The 25,105-nt window shown below is 64.0% G+C and carries 2 protein-coding genes (1 of these 2 running past the window's edge); both read right to left on the bottom strand.

Annotation, left to right across the window (positions count from 1 at the left end):
- Window positions 1-12,785 carry the 5' portion of a non-ribosomal peptide synthetase gene (locus tag CKW11_RS18715; RefSeq protein ID WP_095138690.1) on the bottom strand. Its footprint begins 2,212 nt before the window's first position, so the window shows 12,785 of its 14,997 coding nt (coding positions 1-12,785); its start codon is at window positions 12,783-12,785; its stop codon lies beyond the left edge, outside the window.
- Window positions 12,785-25,105, bottom strand: a complete 12,321-nt coding sequence (locus CKW11_RS18710) for a non-ribosomal peptide synthetase (protein WP_095138689.1) — start codon at window positions 25,103-25,105, stop codon at window positions 12,785-12,787. The genes CKW11_RS18715 and CKW11_RS18710 overlap by 1 nt, the downstream gene beginning before the upstream one ends.

The raw sequence follows: 25,105 nt of genomic DNA, 5'->3' as shown, positions 1-25,105 counted from the left end.
TCGAGTTCCAGCACATGCAGGTTGGCCTGGGTCGGCAGCACCTGACGCAGACTCGAATCGCTGAGCAGCAAGGCGATGCCCGAATCGTGCATCAGATAACTCAAGCGTTCGCGCGGATAGGTCGCGTCCAGCGGCACGTAGGCACCCCCGGCCTTGAGCACCGCCAACAGCGCGACGATCATGTTTTCGCTGCGTGGCAGGGCCACACCGACCCGCACTTCCGGCCCGACACCTTCGGCGATCAGCGCATGCGCCAGACGATTGGCCCGCGCTTCGATCTGGCCGTAGCTGAAGGCCTGCTCATTGAAGATCACTGCGGTTTGTTCGGCAGACTGCGCGGCCCACCCGGCAATGCGCTGGTGCACCAGCGTGGTCTGCGGTTGCGCGACAACGTCCGGCGCGGGCGCGACTTGCCCGGTCGGCAGACCGATGCGTCCCAGCGCCTGCCCGGCGTCCTGAACCAGTGCGGTGAGCAGGCCTTCCATGTTGCTGCGGATGCCTTCCACAGTCGCCAGATCAAAATGTTCGCGCAGGGTCATGTACTCGATCACCAACCCGTCTTCGAGGGTGACCATCAGGTCCATCGGGAAGTTGGTCAGGCCCGAGTTATTGATCTCGCCAAACTTCAGCGAATCATCGCGCCACTCGCGCAGCGCCTGATCGATCGGGTGGTTTTCGAACACGATGATGCTGTCGAACAACGATTGCCCGGCACGTCCGCCCCAACGCTGGACGTCGGTCAGCGGGGTGTATTCGCGCTCGCGCATCTCCAGGTTGAAATCCTGCAACTCGCGCAACCAGGCGCCCACGGCCTGCTCGGCCGGCACGTCCTTGATCACCGGCAAGGTGTTGATGAACAGGCCGAGGATTGATTCCGAGGCCGGCAGACTCGCCGGACGCCCCGCCACCGTGGCGCCGAACGCCACGCAACGCTGCCCACTGTACCGGCTCAGCAGCACCAGCCACGCGCCCTGCACCAAGGTGTTGAGGGTGACCTGCTGCGACTGGGCAAAGGCTTTCAACTGCTCGGTGCGGGTTGCGCCCAAACGGCTGTACAGCGCCTGGTGACCGCGACCACTGCCGGTGCGCGTCACCGCGTCCGCCAGATAGGTCGGCTCGTCGAGCAGGCTCAGGTGCTGACGCCAGAAACCTTCGCTGGCATTCGCGTCCTGCTGCTGCAGCCAGTTGATGTAACCGCGGTACGGCACCGCGTCGGCCAGTGGTCGTCCGGAATACTGACTCAGCACTTCGCCGATCAACTGCGAACTGCTCCAGCCGTCGATCAGAATGTGGTGGTAGGTCCAGATCAGTTGATAGCTGTGCTCGCCGACTTGCACCAGCGTCAGCCGTTGCAGCGGTGGCTGGTCAAGGTCGAAGCCCTTGGCCCGCTCGGCATCCGCCAGGCCTTGCAAGGCCTCGGCGCAATGATCCTGCTCACGCCAGTCGAGCAGATTGAACGGCAACTGCGGATCGGCGAGCACAAATTGCAGCGGCTCGGCCATATCCTGCCAGAGGAAACCGGTGCGCAGAATGTCGTGGCGACGGCTGACGGTTTCCCACGCGGCTTGCAGACGCAGCGGCTCAAGGCCCTGCACCGGAACGCTCAACTGGTTGACGTAGAGATCCGCTTCCGGCGAATTCAGGCCAAGGAACAGCATGCCCTGCTGCATTGGCGACAAGCGATAGAGCCCGTCCAGTTGCCCGGCCGGCAGTGGCAGTTGCGCCACCTGCGCCTCGCTCAAGCCGTGCAGTGGCAGATCGATCAGCGCCGGCTCCGGCGTCTCACGCCCTTCGGCAGCCTGCACACACAGGGCCAGTTGCTGAATGGTCGGTTGCTGGAACAGATCTTTCGGGCTCAGCTCCAGCCCTTGCTGACGGGCGCGACTGACCACCTGAATCGAGATGATCGAGTCGCCGCCCAAGGCAAAGAAACTGTCGTGGGTGCTGACCTGCTCAAGGCCCAATACCTCTTTCCAGATCTCCACCAGCGCCTGCTCGGTGGCGTTCACCGGTTCGACATGCAACTGCGCGGCACTCAGTTCCAGTGCTGGCAGGCGCTTGCGGTCGATCTTGCCGTTGGGGGTCAGCGGCAGTTGCGCCAGCCACAGGCGGTGGGTCGGCACCATGTAGTCCGGCAGGGTTGCGCTCAGCCAGTTGCCGAGGGTTTGCTGCAGTGCGGCCTGTTGCTCGGCGCTGGCTTCGATGATCGCCGGATCGCTCGGCACCAGATAAGCAATCAATTGCTGACTGCCCGACACTTCGCTGGCCACGACCACCGCTTCACGCACGGCGGCATGCGCCAGCAGACGCGCTTCAATTTCGCCCAGCTCGATACGCAAGCCGCGAATTTTCACCTGATGGTCGATCCGGCCCATGTACTCCAGTTCGCCCTCCTCGCGCTCACGAATCAGGTCGCCGGTGCGGTACATACGCTCGCCGCTGCCGACGAAAGGATTCGGTACGAAGCGCTCGGCGGTCATCGCCGCACGCCCCAGATAACCGCGAGTGATGCCGGCGCCGGACAGGTACAGCTCGGCCGAAACGCCCTGCGGCACTGCGTGCAGATCAGCATCCAGCAGATGGCTGGCGCTGTGATCGAGCGCACGCCCGATCCGCGCCTGACCACCGGCGCTGCGGCGGGTCCAGGTCGAGTAAGTGGTGTCTTCCGACGGGCCGTACAGGTCGTAAACGTGCTCGACCGTCGACTGCTGATACAACGCCTCCACCAGCGCTTGTTTCAGCGGTTCACCCGCCAGGTTGATGATGCGCACGCTCGGCGGAATCTGCCCGGCTCGCTGCAGCGCGGCAATCGCCGAAGGCACAGTGTTGATCAGGCGCACCTGATCGCGGGCCGGCAGTTGCGCCAGCTCCAAGGCATTACGCGCGATGATCAGCGAACCGCCGTTGGCGAGAGTGACAAACAGCTCCCAGACCGACAGGTCGAAGCACACCGACGTCGAGGCCAGCACGCCTTGGATGTCGTCGCGGCTGTAGACCTTGGCCGACCAGTCGATCAGCGCCATGACGTTGCGATGGGCAATCGCCACGCCTTTCGGTTTGCCGGTGGAGCCGGAGGTGTAGATCACGTAGGCAAGGTTGTCCGGTTGCACCGCAGTCTGTGGTGCAACAGCCGAATAATCGCTCATCGAAACCTGATCCATCAGCAGCACTTGCGTATCGCCCGGCACGCTCAGGGTCAAGGCAACCGCCTGTTCGGTCAGCAACACCCGCGCCCGGCTGTCCTCCAGCATGTAGGCAACGCGATCCGCCGGATAGTCCGGATCCAGCGGCACATAGGCACCACCAGCCTTGAGCACCGCCAGCAAGGCAATCAGCAATTGCTCGGAACGCGGCATCGCCACGCCCACGCGCACTTCCGGGCCGACACCCAGCTCGACCAGTTTGTGCGCCAGACGGTTGGCCTGCGCGTCCAGTTCGGCGTAGGTCAGTTGCGTATGGGCGAAGGTCACCGCCAAGGCATCCGGAGTCGCCGCCACTTGATAGGCGATGGCTTGATGGATGCACAGATCGGTGGAGAAGTCGGTGCTCACTAGCGGGCGGTGTTCGATCAGGTTCAGCTCGCTGAGCGTGCGCTCCCCCGACTCGCTCATTTGCCCGAGCAAGCGCTGCAGATACCCAGCCAGTTGCACCACGCTGTGCGCCGCAAAGCTTTCGCACTGGTAGCTGAAGTGCATCGACAATTCGTCGCTCAAGTGCACCAGCAGCGTCAGCGGGTAGTTGGTCTGCTCATGATTGTGAATTTCACCGAAGCGCAGTTCTTGTGGTGCGCCCTGCGCCAGCGCCTCGGACACCGGGTAGTTCTCGAACACCAGAATGTTGTCGAACAGCGCCTCACCGTTGCGCTCGGCCCAGCGCTGAATATCGAACAACGGGGTGTGCTCATGCTCACGCAAGGCCAGGTTCTGCGCCTGCACGCTCTGCAACCATTCGCCAACGCTCGATGGCGACTGCGGGCTGGCGATGACCGGCAAGGTGTTGATGAACAGACCGATCTGCTGCTCGACGCCTTTGAGCTCGGCCGGACGCCCCGCCACCGTGGCGCCGAACGCCACACACGGCTGGCCGGTCAGGCGCTGCAAGAGCAGCAGCCATGCCGCCTGAATCAGCGTGTTGAGGGTGACTTTCTGCTGGCGCGCGAACTCGCCCAGACTCCGCGTCTGCTCAGCGTCGAGCACGCAGAAATGTTCGCCGTGGCCGTCGCGCGGTGCATCGCCGCGCTGCGCCTGCAACGCTTGCGCGAGCAAGGTCGGCGCTTGCAGGTCAGCCAGTTGCGCGGTCCAGTAACGCTCGCTGGCCTGCACGTCCTGGCGCTGCAGCCATTCGATGTAATCGCGGTAATGCCCGGCCAGTGGCGGCTGGGCAACCCCGCTGTAACGCTGCAGGACTTCACCAAGCAACTGCGAGTTGCTCCAGCCGTCCATCAGGATGTGGTGGTTGGTGTAGATCAAGTGGCAGCGCTGCTCGTCCAGACGCACCACGACCATGCGCAACAGCGGCCCCTGGCTCAGGTCGAAACCTTGCGCCTGTTCGGCTGCGGCCAGTGCATTCAGATCACTCTGGCAATCGTCACGATCACGCCAGTCGAGCACGCGGAACGGCATGTCCAGTTGCTTGTGCACCACCTGCACCGGACGCGCCAGCTCACCCTGCCAGACAAAGCTGCTGCGCAGGATGTCGTGGTTGTCCACTGCTGCTTGCCAGGCTTGCTGGAAGCGTTGCGGATCGAGGCCTTCGACATCGAGCCGGACCTGGTTGATGTAATCGCCGGTGGCCTGCTCGTAGAGGCTGTGGAACAACATGCCCTGCTGCATCGCCGACAGCGGATACACATCGGCGACCTGGCGCGGTGCCAGCGGGAACTGGTCGAGCTGCGCCTGTGTCAGGCCGGCCAACGGGAAGTCCGACGGGGTCAGGCCTTCGACGCCCGGGGTCAGGCAATGGCCGATCAATGCTGCGAGTTCTGCGGCGTAATCTGCGGCCAGGGCTTCGATCACCGCGCTGTCGAAACGCTCACTGCTGAACGTCCAGCCCACCCGCAGCTCGCCGCCATACACTTGACCGTTGAGGGTCAACCAGTTGCCCAGCGGCGCCTCCGGGCTCTGATCGAGGCCGGCGTTGTCCGGCGACGGCACGAACAGCGCAGCCTCGTCGCCGGCGAAACTGCCGTCGAACTGCCCGAGGTAGTTGAAGGTGATGCGCGGGCTCGGCAAGGCCTGCAGGCTCTGCTGCGCGCGGGCATCACCGAGGTAACGCAAAGCGCCGAAACCGATGCCCTTGTTGGGGATCGAGCGCAGTTGTTCCTTGATCTGCTTGATCGACTCGTCAAGCGTGTCTGCCGGCGTCAGGCGCACCGGGAACAGGCTGGTGAACCAGCCCACCGTGCGCGTCAGATCGACACCGTCGAACAGTTCTTCGCGGCCATGGCCTTCGAGCTGGATCAGCGTCGACGCCTGCCCGCTCCAACGGCCGATGACCCGCGCCAGTGCCGTCAGCAACAGGTCATTGACCTGGGTGCGGTACGCCGCCGGGGCCTCTTGCAGCAGTTGCCGTGTCAGCTCGGCGCCGAGGCGGGTTTGTACGGTCTGGGCCAGACGATTGTCCTGACTGGCGTCAACGCGTTTGCACGGCAGATCGGTACTCACATCGCTCAGGCAGGCCTGCCACCAAGCCAGCTCTGCCTGCAACGCCGGGCTGTTGGCGTAGCGCTGCAAGTGCTCGCCCCAGTCCTTGAAGGCACTGGTCCGGGACGGCAGGCTCAACGGCTGATCGTTGAGCAGTTGCTGATAAGCGTTCTGCAGGTCTTCCAGCAGAATCCGCCACGACACGCCGTCCACCGCCAGGTGATGAATCACCAACTGCAAACGCTGAGTGCCATCGGCCAGATTTGCCAGCACCGCACGCAGCAACGGCCCGTGTTGCAGATCGAGGCTGCGCTGGGCGCGATTACCCAAGGCTTCAAGGGCGGCGGCATCCGCGACCTGTTCCTGCCAGAGCAGGTTCTGCGGCAGCGCTTCGACCGCGCGATGCTCGGCCTGCCACACGCCATCGCGCTGGGTGAAGCTCAGGCGCAAGGCATCGTGATGAGCGACCAGTGCGCGCAACACTTGCTCGAGCTTTTCAGCGTCCAGCGCCTGCCGCGGTTGCAGCAGCACCGACTGGTTCCAGTGATGACGCTGCGGAATCTCGTCGGCGAAGAATTGCTGCTGGATCGGCAGCAGCAACGCCGTACCACTCGCGGCTTGCTGATCAATCGTCGATTCGTCGCCGCCCCACTGCGCGACCAGCGCCAGACGCTGCACGGTCTGGTGCTGGAACAGGTCTTTGGGATTGAGGCGAATGCCGGCCTGACGTGCGCGGCTGACCACCTGAATCGAGATGATCGAGTCGCCGCCCAATTCGAAGAAGTTGTCGTGGATGCCGACTTGCGGCAGCTTCAACACGTCTTGCCAGATCGTGGCCAGCCCCTGCTCCATCGCGCCTTGCGGCGCCTGATAGGTCTGCTGCGCCTGACTGGCGTCCGGTGACGGCAAGGCGTTGCGATTGAGTTTGCCGTTGGCGGTCAACGGCAATTGCGCCAACAGCAACAGGTGCGCCGGGACCATGTGATCCGGCAGATTGGCCTTGAGTTCGGCGCGCACGCTGTCGCGCCACAGCGCCTGTTCGGCCGGGCTTGCGTCGAGCAGCGCGGCGTCGCCTGGCACCAGATACGCCACCAGTTGCTGACCGCTGAGGCCCGGCTGCGCCAGCACCACGGCCTGGCGCACGGCAGCCTGTTCCAGCAGTTGCGCTTCGATCTCGCCGAGTTCGATACGGAAACCGCGAATTTTCACCTGATGGTCGATCCGGCCGATGTATTCGATCACGCCGTCGGCGCGATAGCGCGCCAGGTCACCGGTACGGTACAGACGCCCGCCATCGGCGGCGAACGGGTCGGGAATAAAGCGCAGGCAGGTCAGATCGGCGCGGTTCAGGTAACCGCGAGCCAGGCCGGCACGACCGACGTACAGCTCACCGATGCAACCTTTGGCGACCGGGTTCAGATCACCGTCGAGCAAGTACCAGGACAGATCGGGAATCGGTTCGCCGATCGGGCTGCTGGCATCACGCTGCAAGTCGGCCAGCGAAATCGGCCGGTAGGTCACGTGCACGGTGGTTTCGGTGATGCCGTACATGTTGATCAGTTGCGGTGCCTGATCGCCGAAACGCTCGAACCACGGACGCAGGCTCTTGACCTCCAGCGCCTCGCCGCCGAACACCACGTAACGCAGCGCCAGTGCTTGCGCCGTATGCTGCGGGGCGCAGGCCACTTGCATCAATTGCTTGAACGCCGACGGCGTCTGGTTGAGCACGGTGACGCCTTCGCGGCAAAGCAAGGCGAAGAAATCTTCCGGCGAGCGGCTGACCTCATAAGGCACCACCAGCAGTTTGCCGCCGTACAGCAGCGCCCCGAAAATCTCCCACACCGAGAAGTCGAACGCGTAGGAATGGAACAGGCTCCAGACATCCGTGGCGCCGAAATCGAACCACGCATCAGTGGCCTCAAACAGGCGCAGCACGTTGCGATGGGCCAGCAACGTACCCTTCGGCTGACCGGTGGAACCGGAGGTGTAGATCACGTAAGCCAGGTTGTCCGGGCTCATGCGTACCTGCGGATTGCTGTCGCTGTAGCCTTCCAGACCGTCACGTTCCTGATCGAGCATCAGGCTGCGCAGCGAATCCGGCACCGGCAGACGCCCCAGCAGATGACTCTGGGTCAGCAGCAAGGCGATGCCGCTGTCGCCGATCATGTAGCTCAGGCGTTCTTCCGGGTACGTCGGGTCCAGCGGCACATAGGCGCCGCCGGCCTTGAGAATCGCCAGCAGGCCGACCAGCATGTCGAGGCTGCGCTCCACCGCCAGACCGACGCGCACGTCAGGGCCGACTCCGCTGGCAATCAGCTTGTGGGCCAACTGGTTGGCGCGACTGTTCAGTTCGCCGTAGCTCAGGGACTGCCCGGCACAGCTCACGGCAATCGCTTGCGGGGCGCGGGCGGCTTGTTGTTCGATCCGTTGATGCAGGCACTGCTCGCTCGGGAAATCGCGGAGGGCCGGGTTCCACTGCTGCAAGGTCGCCGCGCGTTCGGCGGCGTCATGCAGCGGCAGTTCGGCGATGCGCTGAGCGCTGTCGGCGACGATGCCTTGCAGCAGACGGGTCCAGTGTTGCGCCAGGCGTTCGATGGTTTCGACGTCGAACAGGTCAGTGGCATAGGTCAGCTCGGCCCAGACGTTGGCGCTCGATTCAAAAGTGTTCAGGGTCAGGTCGAACTGCGCGGTACTGGACGCCCAAGGCAAGCCTTCAATCGCCAGTTTTGGCAGACGCGTGGCGCCCTGCGCCTGACGCACCTGGCTTTGGTGGTTGTGCATCACCTGGAACAATGGGCTGTGGCTGAGGCTGCGTTCCGGTTGCAGCGCGTCGACCAGTTGTTCGAACGGCAGATCCTGATGCGCCTGCGCACCCAGCACGGTGTTTTTCACTTGCTGCAGCAGGCTGCGGAACGTCTGCTGACTGTCGAACTCGGCCTTCAATACTTGGGTGTTGACGAAGAAGCCGATCAGGCCTTCGGTCTCGACCCGGTTGCGGTTGGCCACCGGCACCCCGACGCGGATATCGGCCTGACCGCTGTAGCGATGCAGCAGGGTCTGGAACGACGCCAGCAACAGCGCAAACAGCGTGACGTTTTCGCGTTGCGCCAGGTGCTTGAGCGCGGTGGCCAGTTCGAGGCTCAGCGGGATATCGCGACGGGCGCCACGATAGCTCTGCTCGGCTGGACGCGGACGGTCGGTCGGCAACTCCAGCAGCGGTTGATCACCATCACCGAGTTGTGCGGTCCAGTAGCTCAATTGACGCTCGCGTTCACCGGCGTCCATCCACTGTTTCTGCCACACGGCGTAGTCGGCGTATTGCACCGGCAGCGCCGGCAATTGCACGTTCTGGCCCTGGCTGTAGGCGGCATACAACGCCACCAGTTCATCAACCATGACATTCATCGACCAGCCATCGGAGACGATGTGATGCAGGGTGATGACCAGTGCGTGGTCGTCGGCGGCCAGACGCAGCAGTTTGACCCGCAGCAACGGGCCTTGCTGCAGATTGAACAGGTGCAGGGTTTCGGCTGCGACCAGCGCTTGCAGCGCCGCCTCGTCGAGATCCGCCGCCACGTCCTGCACCTGCAGATCGAGCGTGCCGTGAGCCTGGATCACTTGCAGGGTCTGGCCCTGCTGTTCGACGAAGCAGGTGCGCAGGGATTCATGGCGCTCGATCAGCGCGTCGAAGCTGCGCTGCAACGCCGGCAGATCCAGCTCACCGCGCAGACGCAGCGCCGCCGGCACGTGATAAGCGGTGCTGGTCGGTTCCAGTTGCCAGAGGAACCATTGACGCTCCTGGGCATAGGACAGCGCCAGCGGCTGCTGGCGTGGCAAGGCAACAATCGGCGGCTCCCGGTGCGCCTGATCGACACCCAGCGCGGCGACGAAGTCTTCCAGCGTGCTGTGTTCGAACAACGTGCGCAGCGGCACCTGCACGTTCAGCGCCTGACGCACCCGCGAGACCACTTGCGTGACCAGCAACGAGTGGCCGCCCAGTTCAAAGAAGTTGTCACTCAGGCCCACGCGATCAAGCTTGAGCACCGCTTGCCAGATCTCGGCAACGCTGTGTTGCGTGGCGGTTTGCGGGGCGATGTAAGTTGATTGCAACTGGCTGGCGTCAGGTGCCGGCAAGGCTTTGCGGTCGACTTTGCCGTTCGGCGTCAGTGGCAGTTGCGCGAGGAACAACAGGTGCGCCGGCACCATGTATTCCGGCAGCTCGGCCTTGAGGCTGGCTTTCAATGCGGCGCGCAGTTCGCCTTCATCAAAAGCGTCGGCGGTCGGCACCACATAGCCGACCAGTTGCGGGCCGTTCGGGCCGTCCTGAGCGACTACCACGGTTTCGCGCACGCTATCGAGGGCGAGCAAACGCGCTTCGATCTCGCCGAGTTCAATCCGGAAACCACGGATTTTCACCTGGTGGTCGATCCGCCCGATGTACTCGATCACGCCCTCGGCGCGGTAACGGGTCAGGTCGCCGGTGCGGTACAGGCGCGCGCCGGTTTTCGAAAAGGGATCCGGGACAAAACGTTCGGCGGTCAGGCTCGGGCGCTGGAAGTAACCACGAGCGAGGCCGTCGCCGCCGATCAGCAATTCCCCCGGGGCGCCGAGCGGATTGAGCTCAAGGTCGCTGCCGAGGATGTACAACGCGGTGTTGTCGATCGGAGTGCCGAGGAATGGACGGCTGTTGTCCGCACTCAAGGCATGCTGCGCCGACCAGATAGTGGTTTCGGTCGGGCCGTAGAGGTTCCACACCCTCGGCGTCAGTACGAGCATGCGTTGCGCCAGTTCCTGCGGCAGCGCTTCACCGCCACAGAGGAACGTGCGGCCCGCCAGGATTGGCGCCTGTTCATTGTCCAGCAGCATGCGCCAGGTCGAGGGCGTGGCTTGCAGCGCCGTCACGCCATGACGCCCGATCAGTTCGAGCACCGCTTGCGGGTCTTGATGCACGTCCTTGCCGGTCAGCACCACACAGGCGCCGGCCAGCAATGGGCCGTAGATTTCCAGGCCGAAAATATCGAACGAAAAGGTGGTCAGCGACAGCATGCGATCGGCGGCCACGATACCCGGCTGCTTGATCATGCTCGCGACAAAATTGCTCAGCGCCGCGTGGCGCACCATCACGCCTTTCGGTTTGCCGGTGGAACCGGAGGTGTAGATCGTGTAGGCCAGATGCTCGCCATTGACTGCCAATTCCGGCGCGGTCTGTGGATAAGCCGCCAGCCAGTCGTTTGGCTGATCCAGCAACAGGCTTTGCACGCCCGGCGGGATCGGCAACTGCGCCTGCAGATGGCTTTGGGTCAGCAGCAATTGCAGGCCGCTGTCCTCGATCATGTAGGCCAGGCGATCCTGTGGATACGCCGGATCCAGCGGCACATAAGCACCGCCGGCCTTGAGGATCGCCAGCAGGCCGACGATCATTTCCGCGCTGCGTTCGACGGCGATGCCGACCAGTTGATCCGGGCCGACACCGGCCTCGATCAGCTTGTGCGCCAGTTGACTGGAGCGGGCATCCAGCTCGCCGTAGCTCAGCACGTCTTCGCCGATGATCAGGGCAGTGGCCTGCGGCGTTTGCTGCGCACGCCGGGAGAAATCCCGCTGCACGCATTCGGCTTGCGCGCTGCGGTCGGCGCTGCGCAACCAGTCCTGCAACAGCACGCCGTGCTCGGCGCTTTCCAGCAACGGCAATTCGCCGACGCGCTGGCTCGGTGCGGCGACGATACCGCGCAGCAGGTTCTGCCAGTGACGCGCCAGACGCTCGACGGTTTCAGCTTTGAACAGATCGGTGGCGTAGGTCAGCTCGGCGGCAAAGCCATCGCTGGACTCGTAGGTATTCAGCGTCAGGTCGAACTGCGCGGTGCGCCCTTCCCACTGCACGTCCTCGACACTCAGCTGCGGTAACTGCGCGGCGCTACGCCCCTGATCACGGCTGGTCTGGTGGTTGAACATCACCTGGAATACCGGGCTGTGGCTCAGGCTGCGCTCCGGTTGCAAAGCTTCGATCAGTTGCTCGAACGGCAGATCCTGATGCGCCTGCGCGGCCATCGCCGCCTGCTTGACCTGAGCCAGCAACTGGTTGAACGGCAACTGCCCGCTGACCTCGGCATTCAGCACCTGCGTGTTGACGAAGAAGCCGATCAGGCCTTCGGTCTCGACCCGGTTGCGGTTGGCGGTCGGCACCCCGACGCGAATCTGCGCCTGTCCGCTGTAGCGATGCAGCAACGCCTGGAACGACGCCAGCAGCAGCATGAACAGGCTCGCGCCTTCGCGCTGCGCCAGCTGTTTGAGGGCGTCACCGAGGTCAGCCGGCAGGTTCAGTTCCAGCCGCGCACCGCGCAGGCTTTGCACGGCCGGACGCGGGAAATCGATCGGCAGCTCCAGCACCGGCTGCTCGCCGCCCAGGGTCTTGACCCAGTAGGCCAACTGGCGCTCGCGCTCGCCCGCTTCCAGCCAGTGGCGCTGCCAGATCGCGTAGTCGGCGTATTGCACTTCCAGCTCCGGCAGGCTCAGCGGCTGCCCGGCGGTGTCGGCGGCGTAATGCTGAATCAACTCGTTGACCAGGACTTTGATCGACCAGCCATCGGAGATGATGTGGTGCTGGATCAGCACCAGTACATGATCGTCCGGTGCCACTTCGAGCAGCGCCACCCGCAACAGCGGGCCCTGCTGCAAATTGAACGGGCGTGCGGTTTCGCTCTCGACAAAGGCCTTGATCGCCGCGTCTTCCCCGGCGGCATCGAGGCCCTCCGGCAATGGCGTCAGGCTGATGCTCAGCGGCAACTGCGGGTGAATCACCTGGCAAAAGCTTTCACCCTGCTCGGCGAAAGTGGTGCGCAGGCTTTCGTGGCGTGCCGCCAAGGCGTTGAAGCTGCGCTCCAGCGCCGCCACATCCAGCCCCCCCTTGAGGCGCAGGGCGCTGGGGATGTGATACGCGGTGCTGTGCGGGTCCATTTGCCAGAGGAACAGTTGACGTTCCTGAGCGTACGACAGAGGAATCGCCGCAAACCCGGAACGTGTTTCCGGGATCGGCAGGTTGGCCGGAGAGACGCCCTCTTCGAGCATCTTTTCCAGGTACAGCTTACGTTTGTCCAGCGGCAGAGTGATAAAGCGCTTGGCTACCCTCAAAGCAACACTCTTGTCCATCAGACTTCCTCCATATCGTCAAGCAGGGCTTCCAGCTTGCTCAGTTTCTGTTCGTTGATTGCCCCGCCTCCTGTATCGAGTCGAGCAACAAAATCGCTCAGGACGGGGTGCTGGAATAACAGTTGCGGGGTCAGCGTCAGGCCCAGTTCAAGGGCCATGCGCGACACCACGTTGACCGCCAGCAGCGAGTGCCCGCCGAGTTCGAAGAAGTGATCGTTCAGACCGATGCGTTGCACTTCGAGCACTTGCTGCCAGATCGCCGCGACCTGCTGCTCAAGCTCACTGTGCGGCGCGACATACGCGGCCTGCATCTGGCTGGCATCGACCGCCGGCAGGGCCTTGCGGTCGAGTTTGCCGTTGGGGGTCAGTGGCAACTGCTCAAGGAACAGCAGGTGCGCGGGAATCATGTAGTCAGGTAACGAAGACTTGAGGCCAGTCTTTAGTCCCTCGCGCAGTTGCCGCTGCGCGTCCCCGTCGTGCATCTCCAGTGACGGGGCAACCACATACGCCACCAGTTGCGCGCCGGTGTCGCTCTCGACGGCCAGCACCGCCGCCTCGGTGACTGCCGGTTGCGCGAGCAATCGCGCCTCGATCTCCCCCAGTTCGATGCGGAATCCACGAATTTTCACCTGATGGTCGATCCGGCCCATGTACTCCAGCTCGCCATCCTCGCGCTCTCGAGTCAGGTCGCCGGTGCGGTACATGCGCTCGCCGCTGCCGACGAAAGGATTCGGTACGAAGCGCTCGGCGGTCATCGCCGCACGCCCCAGATAACCGCGAGTGATGCCGGCGCCGGACAGGTACAGCTCGGCCGAAACGCCTTGCGGCACCGCGTGCAGATCGGCGTCGAGCAGATGGCTGGCGCTGTGCTCGAGCGCGCGACCGATCCGCGCCTGACCGCCAGCACTGCGACGGGTCCAAGTCGAGTAAGTGGTGTCTTCCGACGGGCCGTACAGGTCGTAGACGTGCTCGACCGTCGATTGCTGATACAGCGCGTCGACCAAGGCTTGTTTCAGCGGTTCACCCGCCAGATTGATGATGCGCACGCTCGGCGGAATCTGCCCCGCGCGGTGCAGTGCGGCAATCGCCGACGGCACAGTGTTGATCAGGCGCACCTGATCGCGGGCCGGCAGTTGCGGCAGCTCCAAGGCATTACGGGCGATGATCAGCGAGCCGCCGTTGGCGAGGGTGACAAACAGCTCCCAGACCGACAGGTCGAAGCACACCGACGTCGAGGCCAGCACGCCTTGAATGTCCTCGCGGCTGTAGACCTTGGCCGACCAGTCGATCAGCGCCATGACGTTGCGATGGGCAATCGCCACGCCTTTCGGTTTGCCGGTGGAGCCTGAGGTGTAGATCACGTAGGCAAGGTTGTCCGGTTGCACTGTGGTCTGTGGCGCAACGGCCGAATAACCAATCAGCGACAGCTGATCCAACAGCAGCACTTGGGTTTCGCTTGGCACGCTCAGGGTCGCGGCAACCGCCTGTTCGGTCAGCAACACCCGCGCCCGGCTGTCCTCCAGCATGTAGGCAACGCGATCCGCCGGGTAATCCGGGTCCAGCGGCACATAGGCACCACCGGCCTTGAGCACCGCAAGCAAGGCAATCAGCAACTGCTCGGAACGCGGCATCGCCACGCCCACGCGCACTTCCGGGCCGACACCCAGCTCGACCAGTTTATGCGCCAGACGGTTGGCGTGGGCATCCAGTTCGGCGTAGGTCAGTTGCGTATGGGCAAAGGTCACCGCCAAGGCATCCGGGGTCGTCGCCACCTGATTGGCGATGGCTTGATGGATGCACTGCTCGGTAACGAAATCGCTGTTCACTTGCGAGCCGTGTTCAATCAGGTTCAGTTCACTGAGCGAACGTTCCCCGCCATCCGCCATCTGGCTCAGCAGACGCTGCAGATGCGCGCCCAACTGCGCCACGCTGGCCGCAGCGAAGCTGTCGCGCTGATAACTGAAATGCACCGACAGTTGCACGCCCATGTTCACCAGCAGGGTCAGCGGATAGTTGGTCTGCTCCTGATTGGCCACCGCGCCGAAGCGCAGACCTTGCGGCGCACCGCGTTCCAGTGCTTCGCCGATCGGGTAGTTCTCGAACACCATCAGGCTGTCGAACAGCGCGTCACCGCCCTGCCCGGCCCAGCGCTGAATATCCGCCAGCGGCGTGTGTTCGAACTCGCGCGAGGCGAGGTTCTGCGCCTGCACCGCTTGCAGCCAGGCGATCACGCTCTGCTGCGCGGGCGGTGCGGCGATCACCGGCAACGTGTTGATGAACAGGCCGATCTGCGCTTCGGCTCCCGGCAGATCCGCCGGGCGCCCGGCGACGGTGGCGCCGAACGCCACGCAATCCTTGCCGGTGTAGCGCTGCAACAGCAGCAGCCACGCCGCTTGCACCACGGTGTTGACGGTGACTTTCGCGGCCCGGGCAAACTCGCCCAGACGCTGGCTCAGCTCAGCGTCCAGCACCTGGTAATGATCGCCGTAACCCACGCTCGGCAAACCGGCCTGCGGCCGTGCGATGGCATTGGCCAGGCGCGTCGGTTCCTGCAGATTGCCCAGCGTCGCCCGCCAGTAGGCTTGCGCCGCCGCGCCATCCTGACGTTGTAGCCAGGCGATGTAATCGCGGTAGCGACCTGCGCCACGGGCGACCGCTTCGCCGCTGTAGTGCTGCAACACTTCGCCGAGCAACTGCGAACTGCTCCAGCCGTCCATCAGGATGTGATGGTTGGTGTAGATCAGGTGATAACGCTCGGCTGCAGTGCGCACCAGCACCAGGCGCATCAGCGGCGCACAGCTCAGGTCCAGACCCAGGGCGCGCTCCTCATCGGCGAGGGTTTGCAGCGCTGCCTCCAGATCAGTTCTGCCGTGCCAGTCGAGCACGCTGAACGGCACCTCGACCTGACGCTGCACCACTTGCACCGGTTGCGGCAGATCGCCTTGCCAGAAGAAGCCGCTGCGCAGGATGTCGTGGGCATCTACCGCCGCCTGCCACGCCGCGCGGAAGCGTTGCGGATCGACGCCGTCGACGTCCAGGCGCATCTGGTTGATGTAGTCGCCATTGCCGTGTTCGAGCAAGGTGTGGAACAGCATGCCCTGCTGCATCGGCGACAGCGGATAGATGTCGTCGATGCCTTGCGGCTCCAGCACCAGCGCATCCAGTTGCGCTTGCGACAGTTGCGCCAGCGGGAAGTCCGACGGCGTCACGCCACGGTTGCCAGTGTCGCAGCAGTGGCCGATCAGCGTGGTCAGTTCCTGCACATAGTCGTCGGCCAGACGCTGGATGGTGGCGGTGTCGAACATCGCGCCGCTGTAGGTCCAGCTCAGGTCCAGCTCGCCGCCGAACACCTTGCTGTTGAGCGCCAGCGGATTGCCCAGCGGCCCTTGCAGATTGACCTCTGCGCCGCCGGACTCGCTGGTCGGCACGAACAGGGCATCGCTGGCAGCGTCGAAGCTGCCGTCGAACTGGCCGAGGTAGTTGAAAGTCAGGCGCGGCGCCGGCAAGGCTTGCAGGGTGGCACGCGCCGGCTCATCACCAAGGTGCGCGAGTGCGCCGAAGCCGATGCCTTTGTGGGGGATCGCCCGCAGCTGTTCCTTGATCTGCTTGAGCGACGCGCCGAGTTCCGCAGCCGGTGCCAGGCGTGCCGGGAATACGCTGGTAAACCAGCCCACGGTGCGGGTCAGATCGATGTGTTCGAACAGGTCTTCGCGACCATGCCCCTCAAGCAACACCAACGCATTGTCGTCCCCGGTCCAGCGCACCAGCACCCGCGCCAGCGCGGTCAGCAACAGGTCGTTGACCTGGGTGCGATAGGCTGCCGGAGCTTCCTGCAACAGCTGACGGGTCAGGGTCTGATCGAGTTTGCTGCGCAGGGTCAGCGCCTGATCGTGTTGCTGCCCACCGTTCGGATGGTCGTAAGGCAAAGCCGCCGAAGCGCCCTGCAACTGCTGCTGCCAGAAGCCCAGTTCGGCCTGCAACGCCGGGGTTTGGGCGTAGTCCTTCAACGCCGCTGCCCAGGCTTTGAGCGCACTGGATTTCGCCGGCAATTGCACGGGCTTACCTGCGAGGAGCTGGCGATAGGCGTTTTGCAGATCTTCGAACAGAATCCGCCACGACACGCCATCGACCACCAGGTGATGGACGATCAGCAGCAGGCGCTGACTGCCATCAGCCAGGTTCGCCAGCACCGCGCGGATCAGCGAACCGCCGCTCAGTTGCAGGCTGCGCTGGGCCTTGTCGCCCAGTGCCTCAAGGGCGTCGAGATCAGCGACCTCGACTTGCCAGAGAATGGTTTCCCCCGCTTGCGTGGCGACGTCGCGGTAATGCGCCGACCAACCCGCAGCCTGCTCGACAAAGTCCAGACGCAAACTGTCGTGCTGCACGACCAACGCATCCAGCGCTTGCTCCAGTACCTGAGCGTCCAACGCCTGCGTCGGCTTGAGCATCACTGACTGGTTCCAGTGGTGACGGTCGGGAATCGCTTCGGCAAAGAATGTCTGATGAATCGGCAGCAGCGCGGTTTCGCCGGTTTGCGCGCGCTGATCGATGGGCTGCACGACTTCGCCGGTCTGCGCGACGGCGGCCAGGGCCTGAATGGTCTGGTGCTGGAACAGGTCTTTGGGACTGAAGCGGATCCCGGCCTGCCGCGCCCGGCTGACCACTTGAATCGAGATGATCGAATCGCCACCCAGTTCGAAGAAGTTGTCGCTGACACCGACTTGCTCAAGCTTGAGTACGTCCTGCCAGATGGCCGCCAGTTGCTGCTCCAGCGCGCTCTGGGGGGCGACATAGGTTTGCTGCAGTTGGCTGACGTCCGGTTTTGGCAGGTTCTTGCGATCGAGCTTGCCATTCGGCGTCAGCGGCATGCGCTCAAGACGCAGGACATACGCCGGCACCATGTGCGCCGGCAGGCTGGCCTTGAGCTGCGCGCGCAGGTCTTCGGTGAACTCGGCACGAGCCGAATCACCGACCACGTAGGCCACCAGCCGCTTGCCACTGCCGGCGCTGCCTTCCTGCGCCACGACCACCGCTTCACGCACGCCGTCGAGGGCTTGCAGCGCCGCTTCGACTTCGCCCAGTTCAATACGGAAACCGCGAATCTTCACCTGATTGTCGATGCGATCCAGATAGTCGAACGTGCCGTCGACACGCTGGCGCACCAGGTCACCGGTGCGATAGAGCAAGCCGCCATTTGCGCTGAACGGGTCGGCGACAAAACGCTCGGCGGTCAGCCCCGGACGGTTCAGATAACCCCGCGCCAACCCGGTACCACCAAGGTACAGCTCACCGGCCATACCTTGTGGCAACAGGTTCAGATCGGCGTCGAGCACATAGGCGCTGCGGTCGCCGATCCGGCTGCCGATCGGCGCGTAAGCGGCACCGCATGGCTCTTCACGGCCAGCCTTCCAGATCAACGGCGTGACCACGGTTTCGGTCGGGCCGTAGCCGTTGATGATGTAGTCCGGATCGAGCGCGCGTTTGACCCGCTCGAAACTGGCGTTCGGCACCGCATCGCCGCCGAAGCAATAGATCCGCACTTTCGGCGGGTGGCCGACACGCTCGGCGTGTTCGGCCAGTTGTTGCAGGTACACCGGCGGGAACGCGACCACGCTCACGCCGTGTTCGATCATCGCGTTGTAGGTCTGCTCCGGCGTCCACAATGTGTCGTCGCGGATCAGCAGCGAAGCACCGTGAGTCAGGCTGGTCAGCCAGCGTTCGTGGGCACCGTCGAAGGCGAACGACATGAAGTGGAATTCGCAGTCGCTGTCGCGCATTTCGTAGCGCTGACCGATGGCCTGGCAATGCATCGCCAATGGGCCGTGGGCAACGCTGACGCCTTTCGGATTGCCGGTGGAACCGGAGGTGTAGATCACGTACGCGAGGTTATGCGGATCGACTGCCACCTGTGGCGCCGTGATCGGCAACTGGCGCAGGTCGAGACGATCCAGCTCCAGCAATGGCACCGATTCGGCCACCGGCAATTGCGCCGACACCGACGAATCGCTGATCAGCAGCGCCAGCCCTGAATCCTCGATCAGATAGGCCAGGCGTTCACGCGGATAACTGGTGTCCAGCGGCACATAGGCACCGCCGGCCTTGAGCACCGCCAGCAGCGCGACGATCACCGCCTCGCTGCGTGGCAGGGCCACGCCGACCCGGGTCTCGGCGCCGACACCACGGGCGATCAGCGCGTGGGCCAGTTGATTGGCACGCTGCTCGATCTCGCCATAACTGAAGTGCTGACCGTTGAAGATCACCGCGGTGCGCTGCGGACGCTCGACCGCCAGCGCAGCAATGCGCTGATGCACAGCGATGTCCACCGGGTACGGCTGCGGCTGGTTTTCGGCTTGCTGGCGGGCATGCTCTTGCGCGCTGGCCAGAGCGATTTCGCCAAGGTTGCGCTCGGCCGACACGGCGAATTGCTCAAGCAATTGCAGCAGATGCGCACTGATGCCTTCGATCACCTCACCGGCAAACTGGCTGCGGTCGAAGCTGTAGTGCAGCGCCAGTTGCTGACCGAGGGTGACCGCCACGCTCAGGGCGTAGTGGGTCTGCTCCAGGTTGCCGACATCACCGAACTGCAGGCCCTGCCCGGCCTGACCCAGCGCCTGGGCGACCGGGTAGTTTTCAAACACCAGAATGTTGTCGAACAGCGCTTCCCCGCCCTGCCCGGCCCAGCGCTGGATATCCGCCAGCGGCGTGTGTTCGAAGTCGCGCAGGCTGAGGTTTTGTGCCTGCACCGCTTGCAGCCATTGGCCAACGCCTTGATCCGGACGCGGCGCGCCAATCACCGGCAGGGTGTTGATGAACAGGCCGACCTGTTGCTCGATGCCCGGCAAATCCGCCGGACGCCCGGCCACGGTCGCACCGAACGCCACGGCTTCGTGACCGGTGTAGCGTTGCAGCAACAGCAGCCACGCAGCTTGCACCAGGGTGTTGACGGTGACTTTCTGCTGGCGGGCAAACGCTTCCAGCGCCTGGGTGCGCGGCACGTCCAGCGTCAGGTAATGGTCGCCGTGGCCACTGTCGCGCTCGCCGCCAGTAGCGGCGCGGGCCAGTCGGGTCGGCTCTTGCAGCGCGGCCAACTGAGCGCTCCAGAAGTCCTGACTGAGCTGGCCGTCCTGACGTTGCAGCCAGGCGATGTAATCGCGATAGCGCCCGCCGCCATGGGCCGGGGTGCGACCGCTGTAGCGCTGCAAGACTTCGCCGAGCAACTGCGAGTTGCTCCAGCCGTCCATCAGGATGTGGTGATGGGTGTAGATCAGGTGCCATTGCTCGGCAGCGGTCTGCACCAGCACCAGACGCAGCAACGGTGCATGGCTCAGATCAAATCCTTGCTGACGCTCGGCATCGGCGAGCGCCGCGAGGGCTGCCGGCTGATCGTCGCGCTGACGCCAGTCGAGAACGCTGAACGGTAACTGCACCTGTTTGTGGACGATCTGCAGCGGTTGCGCCAGTTCGCCCTGCCAGACGAAACCGCTGCGCAGAATGTCCTGCGCATCGACGGTAGCCTGCCATGCGGCGTGGAAGCGCTCAGGGTCAAGACCTTGCACATCCACGCGCAACTGGTTGATGTATTCCCCCGCCGCTTGCTCGTAGAGGGTGTGGAACAGCAAACCCTGCTGCATCGGCGACAGTGGGTAGACATCATCGAGCTGTCCGGCCGGCACCGGCAGCGCATCCAGTTGCGCCTGGGTCACCCGAGCCAGCGGGAAGTCCGATGGCGTCGCTTGCGCAATGGGTAGCGTGCAGCAATGTTCGATCAGCGCCTGCAATTCGCTGGCGTATTGATCGACCAGGTGCTGCACCGTGGCGCTGTCGAACATCTCGCGGCTGAAGCCCCAGCTCATCGACAGTTCGCCGCCATACACCTGACCTTCCACGGTCAGCCAGTTGCCCAGAGGCGCCGAAGGATCCTGCGCCACGCCGCTGGTTTCAACCGACGGCACGAACAGCGCCGTCTCGTCGAACTGGCGATCGAACTGGCCGAGGTAGTTGAAGGTGATACGCGGCTGCGGCAGCGCGGCCAGTTCGGCGCGTACCGCCGGCGCGGCCAGATGCCGTAGCACGCCGTAACCCAGACCTTTGTCCGGCACCGCGCGCAGTTGCTCCTTGATCGCCTTGATCGAGCCGTCGAGATCAGCGCTGGCGGTCAGGTTGACCGCGAACAGGCTGGTGAACCAGCCCACGGTGCGGGTCAGGTCAATGTCATCGAACAGGTCTTCGCGGCCGTGGCCTTCCAGTTCGATCAGCGTGCCCGGCTGCTGGCTCCAGCGGCTGATGGTGCGCGCCAGTGCGGTGAGCAAGAGATCGTTGACTTGGGTGCGATAGGCGGCGGGCGCCTGTTGCAGCAACTGGCGGGTGCGCTCGGCGTCGAGGCGCCATTCGATTTTCTCGCCATGCAAATTTTGCAGGCTGCCATCCGGGCGGTCGCACGGCAGATCTTCGGCGCCCTGATGCTGGGCTTTCCAATAACTCAATTGCTCATCGAAAAGCGACGCTTCCTGCGCCAGACGCGCCGTCCAGCTCTGGAACGCGCTGGTCTTGGCCGGCAACTGAATGCCGCCACCCGCCGCCAGTTGCTCGTAAGCCTGCTGCAGATCTTCCAGCAGCACCCGCCAGGAAACGCCATCGACCGCCAGGTGATGAATGATCAGCGCCAGTCGTTGCGAGCCGTCGGCCATCGTCACCAGCAACGCGCGCAGCAGCGGGCCGTTTTGCAAGTCGAGGCTGCGCTGAGCTTCGTTGCACAGTGCCTGCAACTGTTCGGCAGATTCGGCATCGCGTTGCCACAGCTCAGCGCTGCTCAGCAGCGGGCCGTGGCTTTGCTGCCAGCCTTCGGTGCTTTCGACAAAACGCAGGCGCAAGGCGTCGTGGTGATTGATCAGGTGCGTCAGCGCCGCATCGAGCCATTGCGCGTTCAATGCCTCACGCGGGGTCAGCAGCAACGACTGGTTCCAGTGCTCGCGCACCGGCATCGCCCGACTGAAGAAATCCTGCTGGATCGGCCCGAGCACGGCGTCGCCGGTCACCGGCCCCTGATCCACCGAGGACAGATTATCGTGGCTCGCGACCAGCGCCAGACTGCGCACGGTCTGGTACTGGAACAGGTCACGCGGACTGATACGGATCCCGGCCTGCCGCGCACGGCTGACCACTTGAATCGAGATGATCGAATCGCCGCCCAGCTCGAAGAAGTTGTCTTCGAGGCCGACGCGTTCGAGGCCGAGCACAGCTTCCCAGATCGCCGCGAGGGCTTTCTGCATGGCGTCCTGTGGCGCCACGAACGCCTGTTGCGGTGCGGCATCCGGTTGTGGCAAGGCCTTGCGGTCGAGCTTGCCGTTGGCGGTGACCGGCAATTTGTCGAGGGTGATCAGGTAGGTCGGCACCATGAATTCCGGCAGACTACCGAGCAGCCACGCCTTGACGTCTTGCTGCCACTGTTCGTCCACTTGCGCCTTTTCCAGCACAAGATACGCCACCAGATGCTTGCCGCCCTGCACCAGCACCACCGCCTCACGCACCAGCGAGTGCTGCATCAGGCGGGTTTCGATTTCACCCAGTTCGATGCGCAAACCGCGCAACTTAACCTGGTGGTCGAGACGCCCGAGGTATTCGATCACCCCGTCGGCACGCTGCCGCACACGGTCGCCGGTGCGGTACAGGCGCGCGCCGTCATGGAACGGGCACGGCACAAAACGCTCCGCCGTCAGCGCCGGGCGCTGGTGATAACTGCGCGCCAGCCCGGCGCCGCCCAGATACAGTTCACCGGCGACACCGCTCGGCACCGGCAGCAATTCGGCATCGAGGACGTGGGTGCGCAGGTTGGCGATCGGCCGGCCGATCGGCACGCTGTCCGCGCCTTCATCGACACAGGTCCAGTGGGTGACGTCGATGGCCGCTTCGGTCGGGCCATACAAGTTGTAGAGGCTGGCGTTCGGCAGCTTGGCGAAGACTTGCAGCTGCGCATCCAGCGGCAACGCTTCACCGCTGCAGACAATCCGCTTGAGACCGCTGCAGCTTTCCACGCCGGTCTCGTGAATAAACGCCTGCAACATCGACGGCACAAAGTGCAGCGTGCTGATGCCATAGCGGTTGATGCTATCGATCAGTTGCAGCGGATCACGGTGCGCACCCGGCGCAGCTACCACCAGCCGCGCGCCGGTCAGCAGCGGCCAGAAGAACTCCCACACCGACACGTCGAAACTGAACGGAGTTTTCTGCAGCACCGAATCACTGGCGTCCAGCGCATACGCTTCCTGCATCCAGCACAAACGGTTGACCAGCGCCGCGTGGCTGTTGCCAGCGCCCTTCGGCTTGCCGGTGGAACCGGAGGTGTAAATCACGTACGCCAGGTTCAACGGATCGACGCTGACCTCCGGACGGCTATCGCGGTAATGGTCGAGCAGCCCCGGCTGATCCAGGGTGATGACGTTTACGCCGTCAGTCGGCAGCGCTGCCAGCAGCGCCTGTTGCGTCAGCAGCAAGGTGATGCCGCTGTCCTCGATCATGTAGGCCAGACGCTCCTGCGGGTACTCCGGATCCAGCGGCACGTAGGCGCCGCCGGCCTTGAGAATCGCCAGCAGCGCGACGACCATTTCCACCGAACGCAGAGCGCACACGCCAACCAGACTGTCCGCTTGCACACCTTGTTCGCGCAGCAGATGCGCCAGGCGATTGGCCCGGGCATCCAGTTCGGCGTAACTCAGGGTCTGCTCGCCGAACACCAGTGCCGGTGCCTGCGGCGTACGCGCGACCTGCGCTTCGATCAGATGATGAATCGGCGTGTCGCTCGGGTACTGCGCATGGACGTTGTTCCAGTCGTGCACCAGCGTGCGCTGCTCGTCAGCCTCCAGCAGCGGCAACTCACCAATGCGCTGCGACGGATCAGCGACCATCGCCGTCAGCAGGCGCAGCCAGTGCCGCGCCATGCGCTCGATGGTCGGTGCATCGAACAGGTCGCTGGCGTAGGTCAGCGCGGCGTGCAGCTTGCCGCCCTTCTCCCAGGTGTCCAGCGTCAGGTCGAACTGGGTGGTGCGGCTCTGCCAGTCGAGGCTGTCGAGTTGCAGGCCGGATGCGGTGCTGATGGTGGCGATATCGGCCACGTGCGGCTGATGGTTGTACATCACCTGGAACAGCGGTGTGTGGCTGAGGCTGCGTTCCAGCTTCAGCGCTTCGACCAGTTGCTCGAACGGCAGATCCTGATGCGCCTGGGCACCGAGCGCGGTTTCCTTGACCGCCCGCAGCAGTTCATCGACCCGAGTCTGTCCGTGCAGCTGCGTGCGCAGCACCTGGGTATTGACGAAGAAGCCGATCAGGCCTTCGATCTCGCCGCGATTACGGTTGGCGATCGGCACACCGACGCGCAGGTCGGTCTGCCCGGTGTAACGGTGCAGCAGCGTATTGAAAGCGCCGAGCAGGAACATGAACACGGTGACCTGATGCTGTTGCGCGGTGCTGCGCAGTTGCTCGGCCAATTGGCCGTCGACCGCGAATTCGTAACGGGTACCGCGATAACTCGGCATCGCCGGGCGCGAATGATCCAGCGGCAGCTCCAGCACCGGGTGCTCGTCGCCCAGTTGCGCCTGCCAATAGTCGAGCTGGCGCGCCTGCTCACCGGCCTCCAGCCAGCGGCGTTGCCACAGCGCATAGTCGCTGTACTGGATCGGCAGTGGCGGCAATTGCGGCGCCTCACCGGCGTCGAACGCGTCGTAGCAACGGATGAATTCGTCGATCAACACGTTCATCGACCAGCCATCGGAGACGATGTGGTGCAGGGTCAGCAGCAGCACGTGTTCCTGCTCGGCGAGCTTGAGCAAGGTCACTCGCAGCAACGGGCCGACCGCCAGATCAAATGGCAGCACCGACTGCTGTTCGGCGGCGCGGATCACCGCCTGCTCGCGCTCGCTGGCCGGCAATGCGCTGAAGTCTTCCCGGTTAATCAGCAGCGGCGCGGTGGCTGGCACTTGCAGCAGACTGTCATCGGCCTGGCGCTGGAACACCGTACGCAGGGTTTCGTGACGCTCCACGAGGCTGGTGAAGGCTTGCTCCAGCGCCGACTGGTTCAGTCGACCATTGAGTCGCACCGCACCGGGCAGGTTGTAGGCGCCGCTCTGCGGATCGAGTTGCCACAGGAACCACATGCGGCGCTGCGCGTAAGACAGCGCCTGACGATCCTCGGCTGCGATGCCGGCCGGTATCGGGAACCGCGCGAAGTCCACGCCCTCCTTGTGCAGGGCCGCGAGGAACATCTGGCGCTTTTCCAGGGGCAACCCGATAAACCGGCGAGCAAGTTTCAAGGAGTCTTCAGCATTCAT

The sequence above is a fragment of the Pseudomonas sp. Irchel s3a10 genome (genome assembly GCF_900187525.1).
Classification (GTDB): Bacteria; Pseudomonadota; Gammaproteobacteria; order Pseudomonadales; family Pseudomonadaceae; genus Aquipseudomonas; species Aquipseudomonas koreensis_G.
The sequence above is the reverse complement of the archived record's forward strand: the minus strand, read 5'-3'. Positions and strand labels throughout refer to the sequence as shown.

Bases quoted from the DNA above. Each gene is read 5' to 3' on its own strand.
- CKW11_RS18710 (WP_095138689.1), bottom strand. From the start codon at position 25,105: ATGAATGCTGAAGACTCCTTGAAACTTGCTCGCCGGTTTATCGGGTTG.